The sequence below is a fragment of the Pseudonocardia sp. Ae150A_Ps1 genome, assembly GCF_001932315.1.
Taxonomy (GTDB): Bacteria; Actinomycetota; Actinomycetes; order Mycobacteriales; family Pseudonocardiaceae; genus Pseudonocardia.
In genome coordinates this window covers 5037998-5051172 of record NZ_MCIJ01000001.1, presented here as the reverse complement: position 1 = coordinate 5051172, position 13175 = coordinate 5037998, and the positions used below count along the sequence as shown (strand labels likewise).

Sequence of the window (13175 nt, the reverse complement as noted above, 5' to 3'; positions counted from 1 at the left end):
AGGTGTCACCGCCGTCCGGGCACCGGGGGACGCCGAACGGGCCCGTGTCCCGCCGACCGGAGTACCGGGGTCGCTCCGTCCGCCGCGCCCGCTCTCAGGAACGGCGGGCAGGGACCCGCTAGGCGCTCACCGGCGTCGCCGAGCGGATCCCCTCGGACAGCTCCTGCGCCAGGTCGCGCACCGAGGACGGCCCGCCCGACTCGAGTGCCTGCACGAACGCCGTCCCGACGATGACGCCGTCGGCGTAGGAGGCGACCTCGGCGGCGTGCTCGGCGGTCCGCACCCCGAGCCCGACGCACACCGGCAGGGTCGCGACCTCGCGGGCACGGCCGACCAGCTCGCGGGCCTCGGCACCGATCGAGCGGACGCCGGTGACGCCCATCAGCGACGCCGCGTAGAGGAACCCGCGGCTGGCCCCGGCGGTGAGTCGCATGCGCTCCGGCGTGGTCGTCTGCGCGACCAGGAAGATGCGGTCGAGGTCGTGGCGCTCCGACGCGGCGAGCCACTCCTCGGCGTCGTCGGGCAGCAGGTCCGGGGTGATCAGGCCGGAGCCGCCGGCCGCCGCGAGCTCGGCGGCGAACCGCTCGACGCCGTAGCGGTCGATCAGGTTCCAGTAGGTCATGACGACCGCGGGCGCCCCGGCGTCGGCGACCCCGCGGACGGCGGTGAACGCGTCCCGAGAGCGGGCGCCGTTGTCCAGCGCCTGCTGTGTGGCGCGCTGGATGACCGGGCCGTCCATCAGCGGGTCCGAGTACGGCAGGCCGACCTCGACGACGTCGACGCCGCCCTCGACCATCGCCCGCATCGCCTCGACGGAGCCGTCGACGCTCGGGAACCCGACCGGCAGGTAGCCGACCAGCGCGGCGCGGCCCTCCGCACGGACCGCCTCGATCCGCTGCGCGACGCTCACTTCGTCTCCCCGTCGGTCACGGCGTTCCCCTGCTCGTCGATCAGGTCGAAGTACTTCGCGGCGGTGTCCACGTCCTTGTCGCCGCGACCGGACAGGTTCACCAGGACGACCTTGCCCTCGCCCAGCCGCGCCGCCTCGCGCAGCGCGCCCGCGAGTGCGTGCGCGCTCTCGATCGCCGGGATGATCCCCTCGGTGCGGCAGAGCAGGCGGAACGCGTCCATGGCCTCGCGGTCGGTCACCGACTCGTAGCGGGCCCGGTGCAGGTCGTTCAGCCAGGAGTGCTCCGGCCCGACGCCGGGGTAGTCCAGCCCGGCCGAGATGGAGTGCGAGTCCCGGGTCTGCCCGTCCTCGTCCTGCAGGATGTAGCTGCGCGACCCGTGCAGGACGCCGACGTCCCCGCCGCCGATCGACGACGCGTGCCGCGGGGTGTCGACGCCGTCACCACCGGCCTCGAAGCCGACCAGCTCGACACCGGTGTCGTCGAGGAACGCGTGGAAGATCCCCATCGCGTTGGACCCGCCGCCGACGCAGGCGCACACCAGGTCCGGCAGCGCGCCGGTGAGGTCCTGCACCTGCTGCCGCGCCTCGACACCGATGATCCGCTGGAAGTCGCGGACCATCGCCGGGAACGGGTGCGGCCCGGCGACCGAGCCGATCAGGTAGTGCGTGTCGGCCACGTTGGTGACCCAGTCGCGCATGGCCTCGTTCATCGCGTCCTTGAGGGTGCGCGTGCCCGAGGTGACGGGGCGGACCTCAGCGCCGAGCATCCGCATGCGGGCGACGTTGAGCGCCTGCCGCTCGGTGTCGACCTCGCCCATGTAGACGACGCAGTCGAGGCCGAGCAGGGCCGCCGCGGTCGCCGACGCGACGCCGTGCTGGCCCGCCCCGGTCTCGGCGATCACCCGCGACTTGCCCATCCGCTTGGTGAGCAGTGCCTGACCCAGCACGTTGTTGATCTTGTGCGAGCCGGTGTGGTTCAGGTCCTCGCGCTTGAGCAGGATCCGCGCGCCACCGGCGTGCGCGGCGAACCGCGGCGCCTCGGTGAGCAGGCTCGGCCGACCGGAGTAGGTGCGGTGCAGCTCCGCGAGCTCGGCCTGGAACGCCTCGTCGGTCATCGCCGCGTGGTAGGCCTGCTCCAGTTCGTCCAGGGCGGCAACCAGCGCCTCCGGGACGTAGCGGCCGCCGAAGCGGCCGAAGTACGGGCCGGTCTGGTCGACCAGCCGCGCCGTGTCCCCGGCCGGGGGGAGGGCGGTGTCGGTCACGAGTTCTCCCTGACGGATGAAGCGGACCCCGCGAGCGCGACGGCCGGCACGCCGGGTGCGGTGACGCCGAGCGGCTGCGCCCGACGGTACACCGCGACCACCACCCGCTTTCCGCCGCGATCAGACGAAGCGCGGACGCCCCGCGATCCACCCGACGACCATCTCGACGACGATCACCGCACCGAGCAGGACCAGCGACGCGGTCCAGGTCCCGGTCACCCCGTGCAGCATCCCGAACAGGAACGGCCCGGTGGCCCCGATCAGGTAGCCGACGCCCTGCGCCATCGCGGACAGGTCGGTCGTCTCGGACGCCTCCCGGGTCCGCAGCGCGATCACACCGAGGCCCAGCGGGAAGACCGCCATGCCGGTGCCGAGCAGCACCGTCCACAGCCACGGCGCCGCCGCGGGCGCGACGGCGAGACCGGCGACGGCCGCGAGCGAGCAGCACGCGAGGCCGACGATCCACCAGGACTGCGAGGGCCGGTTCAGCGCGATCGGCGGCACGATGAAGCTCAGCGGGATCCCGATGAGGTTGATCAGCGCGAGCATCAGGCCGGCGTCGGTGCGGGGGATCCCCTCGGACACGAACAGCTCGGACAGCCAGCCCATCGCGACGTAGGCGACGCAGGCCTGCAGCCCGAAGAACGCGGTGACCGCCCAGGCCAGCGGCCGGCGCAGCATCGAGCGGCGCGGCTCGGCCGAGCGGGCCGTCACCTCGGCGGCGCTACCGTGCCGGGCCCCGCAGAGCCAGACGACCAGCGCCGCGGCCGACAGCAGCGCCCAGGCACCGACGGCACCGCGCCAGCCGCCGAGCAGCGGCTCCAGCGGCGGGGTGAAGGCCGCGCCGATCCCGCCGCCCGCCGCGAGGGCCGCGGTGTAGACGCCCGTCACCCGGCCAACCGCGTGCGGGAACGACTCCTTGACCACGACCGGGATGAGCACGTTGCCGATCGCGATGCCGGCGGCGGCGACGAACGTGCCGCCGAGCACCACCCACGGCCCGTCGACGATCCGGAGCACCAGCCCGGCGGTGAGCACCGTGAGGGCGATCCCGATCGCCCGGGCCATCCCGAAGCGGCGCCCGAGCCACGGCGCGGCGATCGCGGCCAGTCCGAAGCAGATCGTGGGGACGGCGGTGAGCACACTCGTCCACGCGGCCGCGGCGCCGAGGTCGTCGCGGACCTCGCCAAGCACCGACGCCATGCTGGTGACGGCGGGGCGCAGGTTCGACGCGGCGAGCGCCACCCCGACGACGAGCAGCGGGGACCCGACGAGCGCGGACCGGCGGGACCGGTCCACACGCTCGCTCGATCCGGTGGCGATGGTCTCCTCCGCGCGGGTCTCGTGCTCAGCAATGCTCACGAAACAGTAGTGTTACAGACATAGGATGTTCGGATGGAAGGATGATCCGGTGCCTCTGGTCACAGCACGCCGAGGAAGCCTGGTCGACCAGGTGATCGCGCAGCTCCGCAGCGCCATCGCCGACGGCGAGTGGCCGGTCGGCAGCCGCATCCCGCCGGAGTCCGAGCTGGCGTCGTCGCTCGAGGTCGGGCGGAACACCGTCCGCGAGTCGGTCCGCGCGCTCGCGCACGGCGGCCTGCTCGAGGTCCGCCAGGGCGACGGCACCTACGTCCGCGCCACCACCGAGCTGTCCGGTGCCCTGCGCACGCTGTGCGGCTCCGAGCTGCGCGAGGTCCTGAAGGTGCGACGGACGCTCGAGGTCGAGTCCGCCCGGCTCGCCGCCGCCCGCTGCACCCCCGAGGACCTGGAGATGCTGCGGGGCGCCCTCGCCGAGCGCGACGTCGCCGTCGCCGGGGTCGCCGAGATCACCCGCCGCGGTGACGAGCCCGGCCCCGCCGAGCTGGAGCGCGCCGCCCGCGCCGACACCGACTTCCACCTGACCGTCGTGCACTGCGCGGGCAACGCGCTGCTCGCCGAGCTCTACCGGGGCGTCGTCGAGGCGGTCGCCGGGAGCGTGGCCGCCACCATGCCCTCCACCGTCGGCACCGACGACGACGTCTCGCACACCGGGATCGTCGAGGCCATCGCCGACGGCGACGTGGAGCGGGCCGCCCGGGAGGCCGGCGACTTCCTGGACCGGCTGATCGCCCAGCGCCGCACCACGCCGGGTGGCCCGGGTCCGGCCACGACCTGACGACGGCCGCCCGCCGATCCGGGCGTCCCGCCCACCGAGCCGGTCACCGCCCGTCCCGCACCGGCGGAGCACGACGATCACGGTCGGGTTACGGTCGCCCGCCGGACCGTCCCCCGACCGACGACCCCCGAGGAGTGCTCCGGCGTGCTGAAGGGCTTCAAGGAATTCCTGCTGCGCGGGAACGTGATCGACCTGGCGGTCGCCGTCGTCATCGGTGCCGCCTTCACCGCGGTGGTCACCGCGTTCACGAAGGCCTTCCTGGAGCCGCTGCTCCGGCTGTTCTCCGGCGGGGAGGACGCGGTGCCGCCCGGGACGATCCCGCTCACCGACGAGGTCCAGCTCGACTACGCGGCGTTCCTCAACGCGATCATCCAGTTCATGATCACGGCAGCGGTGATCTACTTCCTCGTCGTCTACCCGATGAAGTGGCTGCAGGAGCGTCGTAAGAAGGGCAAGGAGGAGGACACCCCGGAGACCGACAGCGAGCTGCTGAAGCAGATCCGGGACCTCCTCGAGGAGCAGTCCGCCCGCGAGCGCGAGCGCACCACCGTGCTGCCCCCGGCCGATCAGGCCGTGCCGGCCGGGCCCGCCGGGCCGCTCGGACATGGCGGCCCGGCCCCGCGGCCCCCGATGCCGGCACCGCAGTGGACGCCCCCGCCGCAGCAGGTCCCGCAGACACAGCAGATGTCCCCGGGGTACGTGTCGTACCAGGACGAGCCGCAGGCACCGCGCCGCCGCGGGTGATCACCCGGGCGCGCACCGTTCCGACTCGACACGGCCGGAACCGGACACCAGGCTGACCCCGGTCGCGGCGGGAACGGCCCCGCCGCAGGAGGGGGAACACCGGGATGGCGGACGCCACCACCACCGAGGCGCAGCCCGCGCTGAAGCGGGTCATGGGGCCCAAGCTGCTGTTGCTGTTCATCGTCGGCGACATCCTGGGTACCGGGATCTACGCCCTGGTCGGCGAGGTCGCCCAGGAGGTCGGCGGCGCGGCGTGGCTGCCGTTCCTGGTCGCCTTCGCGGTCGCGATGGTCACCGCGTTCTCCTACCTGGAACTGGTCACCAAGTACCCCGCGGCGGCCGGGGCGGCGCTGTACGCGCACAAGGCGTTCGGCATCCACTTCCTGACCTTCATGGTCACCTTCGTCGTGATGTGCTCGGGGATCACCTCGGCCTCGACGGCCTCGCGGGCGTTCGCCTCGAACCTGAACGAGGGCTTCGGCCTCGACCTGGGCAACGGCGGCATCGTGCTGATCGCGCTCGGGTTCATGGCCCTGGTCGCGGCGGTGAACTTCCGCGGCGTCGGCGAGAGCGTCAAGGTCAACGTGGTCCTGACCCTGGTCGAGCTGTCCGGGCTGCTGCTGGTGATCCTGGTCGGGGTGTTCGCCATCGCCGGCGGCAACGCCGACTGGGCCCGGGTGATCGCCTTCGACACCCCCGAGGACAAGGGCGTGTTCCTGGCCGTGACCTCGGCGACCTCGCTGGCGTTCTTCGCGATGGTCGGGTTCGAGGACTCGGTGAACATGGCCGAGGAGTGCCACGAACCACGCCGGATCTTCCCCAAGATCATGATCACCGGTCTGACGATCACCGGCATCATCTACGTGCTGGTCGCGATCTGCGCGGTCGCGCTGGTCCCCGTCGGGCCCCTGGCCGCCAGCGAGACCCCGCTGGTCGAGGTCGTGCGCGCCGGCGCCCCCGGGATCCCGGCCGACGCGGTACTGCCCTTCATCTCGATGTTCGCGGTCGCGAACTCGGCGCTGATCAACATGCTGATGGCCTCCCGGCTGCTCTACGGCATGGCCAACCAGGCCGTGCTGCCCAAGCCACTGGCCCGGGTGCACCCGTTCCGCCGCACCCCGTGGGTGGCGATCGTGTTCACCACGCTGATCTCGTTCGGGCTGATCACCTACGTCTCGCTCGACGACTCCTCCGACGTCGTCTCCGCGCTCGGCGGCACCACCTCGCTGCTGCTGCTCGCGGTGTTCACCATCGTCAACATCGCGGTACTCGTACTGCGCCGCGACACCGTCGACGCCGACCACTTCCGCGCCCCGCCCGGCCTGCCCGTCGTCGGCGCGATCACCAGCCTCTACCTGGTGCTGCCGTTCTCCGGGCGCGACACCATCCAGTACGAGCTCGCCGGGCTGCTGCTCCTGCTCGGCCTGGTCCTCTACGGCATCACCGTCCTGCTCAACCGCCGCCTCGGCGTGAAGCGCGCGACCCTGGACCCGGCGAAGCTCGACGGGTGACGGGAGTCTCGCCGGACGCCTCGCCGGTTCCGTACCCGTAGCTGACGCGGTGTCCGGCGGTGTCCGGTTGATCCCGGAGGACGTCGGTCCGCACCGGTGCCACGATCGGTGATCATGAGCCGGCACTTCACGTTCGTGAGCATGCCCGCGTCCGGGCACGTCAACCCGACTCTTCCGCTGGTCGCCGAGCTGGTCCGGCGCGGACACCGGGTCAGCTACGCCACCGGCGCGACGCACCTGGACGCGGTCGCCGCGGCCGGCGCCGAGCCGGTGGAGGTCCCGTTCGTGCTGCCGGAGGCACCGCCGCCCGGGAAGAGCTTCTCCGACGAGGAGATGGTGCCCCGTGTGGACGCGTTCGCCGTCTCGGTCGAGCAGGTGTTCCCGGTGCTCGCGGACCGGGTCACCACCGACCGGCCGGACGTCCTGTGCGGGGACGCGATGAGCCCGGTCGACGGGCTCGTCGCACAGCAGGCGAGGATCCCGCACGCGGTGATGCACCCGTCGTTCGCGAGCAACGAGCACTTCTCCCTGGCCCGCGACGTCCTCGGCGCCGGCGACGACGGGCCGCCACCCGCGTTCCGCCGGGTCACCGAGCGGATCGCCGGGTTCGCCCGTGAACGGGGCCTCGAACCGCTCCCGTTCGGGACTCCCGGTGACCTCAACCTGGTGTTCCTCCCGCGCGAGTTCCAGGTCGCGGGCGACACGTTCGACGACTCGTTCGTCTTCCTCGGTCCCGCGCTCGGCCCCCGCTCCGCGGACGTCTGGGACGGCCCCGGCCCGGTCCTGCTGGTGTCGCTGGGCACCACGTTCAACGACCGTCCCGAGTTCTTCCGGACCTGTGCCGAGGCGTTCGCCGGCAGCGGGTGGCAGGTCGTGATGGCCGTCGGGAGCAGGATCGACCCGGCCGACCTCGGGCCGCTGCCGCCGAACGTCGTCGCGCAGGCGCACGTGCCGCAGATCGGGGTGCTCCGGCGGGCGCGGGCGTTCGTGACCCACAACGGCATGAACTCCACGATGGAGGCGCTGCTCCTCGGCGTTCCGCAGATCGGGATACCGCAGATGCCGGAGCAGGCCGCCAACGCGGCCCGGGTCGCCGAACTCGGCTGCGGGCGCAGCCTGGACCCGGACACCCTCGATGCCGCGACGCTGCGGGCCACCGCGGACGAGGTCGCCACCGACCCGGACGTGCGCGCCGCCGCGGAGGCGTTCGGCGCCCGGATGCGGGCGGTCGACGGGCCCGCCCTGGGCGCCGACGCGCTGGAGGCCTTCGCCGCCCGCGCCTAGGGGGTGAGGACGATCTTCCCCACCTGGGCGTTCGACTCCAGGTGCTCGTGCGCGGCGACGACCTGGTCCAGCCCGGAGAAGACCCGGTCGACCTGCGGGGCGAAGTCGCCGCCGCGCATCCCGGCCGCGACGAACGCGGCCGCCCGCCGCAGCCGTTCCTCGTCGCGGGTCATCGCGAACAGCGTGAAGGAGCGGACGACGAGATCGGGCAGCGTCGCCGTCGGGAAGATCGTGGGCTCGCCGGAGAGCCTGCCGTGGATGACGATCGTCCCGTCCGGGCGGACGGCGTCGGCCATGGTCTCCACCGCGGGCCCGGCGACGGCGTCGAACACGACGTCCAGCCCGCGCCCGCCGGTGATCTCCCGGCACCGTTCCACGAGGTCCTCCTCCCCCGTGGCGACGACGTGGGCGGCGCCGGCGTCGAGGAGCGCCCCCGCCTTGGCGCGGCTGCGGCTGGTGGCGATCGGGACGGCGCCGATCCGGTTCGCCGTCGCGATCGCGGCCAGCCCGACGCTCGACGACGCCGCGATGACCAGCACGTGGTCACCGGGCTGCAGCACCCGCGGTTCCAGCAGCCCGGCGTAGGCGACGAGGTAGGGCATCCAGGTGGCGGCCCCCGTGACGGCGTCCACCGGGCGCGGCACCAGTGCCCGGGCCGGGACGACCGCGCGGTCGCCGTAGACCGTGTAGTCGTTCATCGAGAAGGCCGGGACGACGCTCACCGGGTCACCCACCGCCCAGCGGGTCACCCCGTCGCCGACGCCGGTGACGGTGCCCGCCGCCTCGTAGCCGAGCCCGGCCGGCAGCCGGGTCGGCTCGATGTACTCACCGCGCCGGAACATCGACTCGGCCCGGTTGAGCCCGATCGCCTCGACGTCGACCACGGCCTCGCCCGGCCCGGGCACCGGCTCCGGCGCCTCGACGACCTGGAGCACGCCGGGCCCGCCGAGCTCGGTGAAGCGCACGACCCTGTTCATGGTCACCACCCTGCCGTCCCCCGCACCCGCGCCGCCCCGTCCGGCCGGAGGGGTTGCGTTTTCCGCCTTTCACTAGTTAACTAGTGAAAGCAAGCAAGCAGGACACACCGAGGGGGACACAGGACATGCACGCACGACGCTCGATCATCGGATTCCTCGCCGTCGCGATCGCGATGGGCGGCGCCACCGGCACCGCGCTCGCCGACCCGGTCACCACCGACCCGACACCCATGACGATCACCTCGGGCCACGGGCCGGTCGACGTGACGGTGCTGAACACCTACGAGGACGGCTACTCCTTCACGGTGCCCGCCGGGGGCCGGGGCGACGTCCCGACCGAGGCGGGCGGGTACAGCCGGATCGTGATCAGCGAGAACGGCGTCACCATCGGGGAGCGTGCACTGCTCAACCCGGATCTCCAGACCTACTGCGACGTCCGTCCTGCCACCGAGGACCCCCGGCTGAGCTGCGGGATCATCGCCTGAGCCACGGTCGGCGCTCCCCGGGCGGAGGGGATCCGGGGAGCGTGGACCGGCCACCGGGCCGGGTGCCGGTGGGGGATCGGCACCCGGCCCGCATGATGTGGCACCAGACCGTCCGGGGAGGAGGTACCGGTGATCGAGTACCGGATCGACCGGCGCTCCGGGGTGGCCGCGTACGTGCAGATCGTCCGGCAGACGAAGGAGGCCCTGCTGCTCGGGACGCTGCGGGCCGGGGACCGGCTGCCGACGGCCCGCGAGGTCGTCGAGGCCACCGCGATCAACCCGAACACCGTGCTCAAGGCCTACCGGGAGCTGGAGCGTGACGGGCTGGTCGAGGCGAAGCGGGGGGTCGGGACGTTCGTCCGGGCCGACGCCGTCGCCGCCGGGCCGGCCGCGAGCTCGCCGCTGCGGGCGGAGCTGGAGGACTGGGCGGCCCGCGCCGTCGCGGCGGGGCTGTCCCGGGAGGAGGCCGACGCGCTCGTGCGCGCGGCCCTCGACCGGCACTACGACCGAGGAGACGTATGACCGCCGCAGGGACCCACGCGGTGCGCACCCCCGGGCTCGGCCGCCGGCACGGCGGGACCCGGGCGCTGCGTGACTGCTCGCTCACCGTCGACCCCGGCTCCGTGGTCGCGCTGACCGGCGCGCCCGGTGCCGGGAAGTCGACGCTGCTCGGCCTGCTGGCCGGGCTCGACCTACCGTCGGAGGGGACCGCCGCGGTGCTCGGCGCGCCGGTGCCCACCGGCGGGCCGCACCCGGCCGTCGGCTACCTGGACCAGTCGCGGCCGCTGCCCGGGGGCTTCACCGTCGCCGAGACGCTGCGGCTGGGCGCGGCGCTGAACCCGGGCCGGTGGGACGACGGCCGCGCCGCCGATCTCGCCGGCCCGCTGCCACCGGGCAGCCGGACGGCGGCCCTCTCCGGCGGGCAGCGGGCGATGCTGGCGCTGGCGTTGGTGCTGGGCACGGTCCCGGACCTGTTGTTGCTCGACGAGCCGCTGGCCGGGCTCGACCCGCTGACCCGGCGGCGGGTGCTGGCCGCGGTCACCGCGCACGTCGCGGAGACCGGGGCGACCGCGGTGCTCGCGTCGCACGAGGTCGAGGACCTGCAGGACAGCTGCGACCGGGTGCTGTTCCTCGACCGCGGCCGGGTGCTGCTCGACGACGACGTCGACGACCTGCTGACCGGGCACCGGATCCTCGACGGCCCGGCCGGGGCCGCCGCCTGGTCCGCGGAGCACACCGTCGTCGAGCAGCGGGTGCACGGACGCGACCAGACCGTCCTGGTCCGGGGCGGACCGATCGGCCCGGCACCGGGCTGGCGGGTGAGTGCCCCCGGCCTGCTCGACGTGGTGATGGCCTACCTGCGCGCTGCCGAGGAGCGCTCCGACGAGGCGAAGGAGACCTGATGACCTGGGTGATCTGGCGCAGCCACCGCTCCGCGCTGCTCACGACCGTGCTCCTCGCCGTGGCCGGCTGCCTGGTGGTGACCGTGCTCGCCGTCACCGGACGGCTCGACGACGCCGTGGGCGTGGACGGCCTCCTCATGGCCGACGCGTCCCAGGTCCTGGCCGTGCTCACGACGCTGGCGCCCGCGCTGGCAGGGGCCTTCCTCGGCGCGCCACTGCTCGCCGGGGACCTGGAGCGCGGCACCCACGTGCTGCTGCTGACCCAGGCGGCGTCACGGCGCCGCTGGGCCACCACGGCCCTGCTGCTCGTGGGCGGCCTCGGGATCGTGGCCGTCACCGTCGTCACCGCCGTGCTGCAGCCGCTGAACGGCTCGGCGCAGTGGTACTCGCTCGAGGAGTTCTCCGCGACCGGGCTGCTGCCCCTGGCCCGAACCCTGTCCGCGGTCGCGCTCGGCGCGGTGATCGGGCTGCTCGTGCGGCGGGTGCTCGCGGCGTCGGTGCTCACGCTGGCCGCCCTGCGCAACGTGCTCGTCCCGCCGGTGCTGCGCACCGGCCCGCTCCCTCACGGCGGCTCCGTCGACTCCGACCGGGACCAGATGCTGGACGCCGGCTACACCCTGGCGGGTGGCGGCCTCCGTCCGCTCGGGACGGGCTGCACGCAGGACGACGTCGCCTGCCTGCGGGCCGCGGGGATCGACGGCAACTGGGTGCTGGTGCGACCGCTCGAGCTGCGGTGGCCGATGCACTGGGTGGAGGTCGGGCTGCACCTGGTCCTGACGGCCGGCGCGCTCGCGCTGCTGTTCGCACGGCTGCGCCGGCCACTGGGCCGGTGAGACGGCGACGGGTCGGAGGGTCCGCAAGCGTCCGGACCATCACTCCTGCGGCGGCAGGACGATCGTGCGACGAGCCCCCTCATGCCCCGGACGTCCCCGGGCGCAGCTGCTCGACGGCCGCGGCGACCTCCAGCAGGAACCGGTCGGCGCCATGCCGCGCGACGATCTGCAGCCCGACGGGCAGCCCGCCGGGCGTCCGGCCGAACGGCACCGAGATCGCCGGGCACCCGGTGACGGTGATCAGGTACGCCGACCGCATCCAGTCCAGGTAGGACTCCATCGGGCGGCCGTCGATCTCGGTCGGGAACTCCTGGTCCGCCGGGAACGGTGGCACCTGCGACACGGGAAGCACGAGCACGTCGTGGTCGGCGAAGAACGCGCGCGCGGCGTGCGCGAGCGACGTGCGCAGCCCGTGGGCCCGCGCGACGTCGGCACCGGTCAACGACGCGCCGGCCCGGATGTTGGCGGCCAGCGTCGCCTTGAACTCGTCCGGGTGCGCGGCGAGGAGCTCACCGAACGCGGCCTGGAAGTGCCAGGCGCGCAGCGTGCGGAAGCACTCGTCGGCCCCGGCCAGGTCGGGCACCGCGGAGCCGACCACGGCGCCGGCCCCGGCCAGCGCGGGCGCCGCCGACGACACGACGGCGGCGACGTCCGGGTCGACGGCGAACGCGCCGTCCAGGTCGGTCGACACCGCCACCCGCAGCCCGGCGAGCGGGGCCGGGCGGAGCGGGGGCGCGAACGCCGCACCGGGGTCGCCGAGCGCGTGCGGCGCGCGCGGGTCCGGCCCGGCCAGCACCGACAGCAGCAGCGCGAGATCGCCGGCCGAGCGCGCCATCGGGCCCCCGGTCGCGGTGGTCTCCCACATGTTCTGCGCCGGCCACGCCGGCACCCGGCCCAGTGACGGGCGGAGCCCCACCACCCCGCAGAACGACGCCGGGTTGCGCAGCGAGCCACCCATGTCCGAACCGTCGGCCAGCGGCACCATCCCGGACGCCAGCGCGCACGCCGCCCCGCCGGACGAGCCCCCGGCCGAGCGGGACGGGTCGTGCGGGTTGCGCGTCGTCCCGAAGACCCGGTTGAAGGTGTGCGAGCCGGCGGCGAACTCCGGCACGTTCGTCTTCCCGATCGGGACCGCACCGGCCCGCCGGATCCGCTCGACGATCAGGTCGTCGGTGTCCGGGACGTGCTCGGCGAACAGCGGCGAGCCCGAGGTGGTGCGCCAGCCCGCGGCGGCGTGGGTGTCCTTGAAGGCGAACGGCAGCCCGTGCAGCGGGCCGACGTCCGCGCCCGAGGCGAGCCGCTCGTCGGCGGCGGCCGCGCCGGCCCGGGCCCGCTCCGGGTCGAGGGAGACGATCGCGTTCAGCTCCGGGTTCCGCTCGGCGATCCGGTCGAGGTGCAGCTCCAGCAGCTCGCGCGCCGAGATCTCGCGGGCGCGCAGCGCGGCGGCCTGCTCCTGAGCGCCCGAGTCGACCGTGAGCCGGTCGGAGGCGTTCCCGCTGGTCGTCATCGAGCGCTCCCGGGGGTGTCGCGGGCGGGGTAGGGGTGGAGCACAGCATGACTCGCCGGGCCCGCGAGCGGCACCGGCCGTGACCGTCCCCACCGGACGACCCG

At 74.1% G+C, this 13175-nt stretch carries 13 protein-coding genes; 8 read left to right on the top strand and 5 right to left on the bottom strand.

Features of this window, described 5'->3' with window-relative positions:
- Positions 1-118 precede the first annotated feature (118 nt).
- The 3 genes from trpA to Ae150APs1_RS23700 all read right to left on the bottom strand — a co-directional run bounded on the left by trpA (position 119) and on the right by Ae150APs1_RS23700 (position 3534).
- Entirely contained in the window at positions 119-910 is a 792-nt protein-coding gene (gene trpA / locus Ae150APs1_RS23710; protein ID WP_075300403.1) for a tryptophan synthase subunit alpha, read from the bottom strand.
- The gene (trpB, locus tag Ae150APs1_RS23705) at positions 907-2172 is read right to left on the bottom strand and encodes a tryptophan synthase subunit beta (RefSeq protein WP_010241074.1); all 1266 of its coding nucleotides are present in this window, start codon (positions 2170-2172) and stop codon (positions 907-909) included. Before trpB ends, trpA begins: the two co-directional genes overlap by 4 nt.
- Positions 2173-2292: 120 nt before the next feature.
- The gene (locus Ae150APs1_RS23700) at positions 2293-3534 is read right to left on the bottom strand and encodes an MFS transporter (RefSeq protein ID WP_349289894.1); all 1242 of its coding nucleotides are present in this window, start codon (positions 3532-3534) and stop codon (positions 2293-2295) included.
- A 49-nt stretch (positions 3535-3583) separates the two neighbouring features.
- Here Ae150APs1_RS23700 and Ae150APs1_RS23695 point away from each other — a divergent pair, with 49 nt between their 5' ends.
- The 4 genes from Ae150APs1_RS23695 (at position 3584) to Ae150APs1_RS23680 (ending at position 7866) form a co-directional block, all read left to right on the top strand.
- Complete coding sequence (locus Ae150APs1_RS23695; protein WP_075300401.1) at positions 3584-4327, top strand: FadR/GntR family transcriptional regulator; 744 nt, start codon at positions 3584-3586, stop codon at positions 4325-4327.
- A 144-nt stretch (positions 4328-4471) separates the two neighbouring features.
- Positions 4472-5071, top strand: a complete 600-nt coding sequence (mscL, locus tag Ae150APs1_RS34710; protein WP_010241077.1) for a large-conductance mechanosensitive channel protein MscL — start codon at positions 4472-4474, stop codon at positions 5069-5071.
- Positions 5072-5175: 104 nt separating this feature from the next.
- On the top strand, positions 5176-6582 hold the full coding sequence (locus tag Ae150APs1_RS23685) for an APC family permease (RefSeq protein ID WP_075300399.1): 1407 nt from the start codon (positions 5176-5178) through the stop codon (positions 6580-6582).
- A 114-nt stretch (positions 6583-6696) separates the two neighbouring features.
- Entirely contained in the window at positions 6697-7866 is a 1170-nt protein-coding gene (locus Ae150APs1_RS23680; protein ID WP_075302496.1) for a macrolide family glycosyltransferase, read from the top strand.
- On the opposite strand, the gene Ae150APs1_RS23675 is transcribed toward Ae150APs1_RS23680, so the two are convergent.
- On the bottom strand, positions 7863-8843 hold the full coding sequence (locus tag Ae150APs1_RS23675; RefSeq protein WP_075302494.1) for a zinc-dependent alcohol dehydrogenase family protein: 981 nt from the start codon (positions 8841-8843) through the stop codon (positions 7863-7865). The genes Ae150APs1_RS23680 and Ae150APs1_RS23675 overlap by 4 nt on opposite strands.
- A gap of 125 nt (positions 8844-8968) precedes the next feature.
- Here Ae150APs1_RS23675 and Ae150APs1_RS23670 point away from each other — a divergent pair, with 125 nt between their 5' ends.
- From Ae150APs1_RS23670 to Ae150APs1_RS23655, 4 genes are all read left to right on the top strand, one after another.
- Positions 8969-9328 (top strand): hypothetical protein, encoded by a 360-nt coding sequence (locus Ae150APs1_RS23670; protein ID WP_075300397.1) that lies wholly within the window; start codon positions 8969-8971, stop codon positions 9326-9328.
- 129 nt (positions 9329-9457) lie between these two features.
- Positions 9458-9850 (top strand): GntR family transcriptional regulator, encoded by a 393-nt coding sequence (locus Ae150APs1_RS23665; RefSeq protein WP_060574286.1) that lies wholly within the window; start codon positions 9458-9460, stop codon positions 9848-9850.
- Positions 9847-10731, top strand: a complete 885-nt coding sequence (locus Ae150APs1_RS23660; RefSeq protein ID WP_075300395.1) for an ATP-binding cassette domain-containing protein — start codon at positions 9847-9849, stop codon at positions 10729-10731. The genes Ae150APs1_RS23665 and Ae150APs1_RS23660 overlap by 4 nt, the downstream gene beginning before the upstream one ends.
- Positions 10731-11564, top strand: coding sequence for a hypothetical protein (locus Ae150APs1_RS23655; protein WP_075300393.1), 834 nt, complete (start codon positions 10731-10733; stop codon positions 11562-11564). Before Ae150APs1_RS23660 ends, Ae150APs1_RS23655 begins: the two co-directional genes overlap by 1 nt.
- Before the next feature lie 79 nt (positions 11565-11643).
- Here the strand turns inward: Ae150APs1_RS23655 and Ae150APs1_RS23650 are convergent, their stop codons facing one another.
- Complete coding sequence (locus tag Ae150APs1_RS23650; protein WP_075300391.1) at positions 11644-13071, bottom strand: amidase; 1428 nt, start codon at positions 13069-13071, stop codon at positions 11644-11646.
- Between the last annotated feature and the right edge of the window lie 104 nt (positions 13072-13175).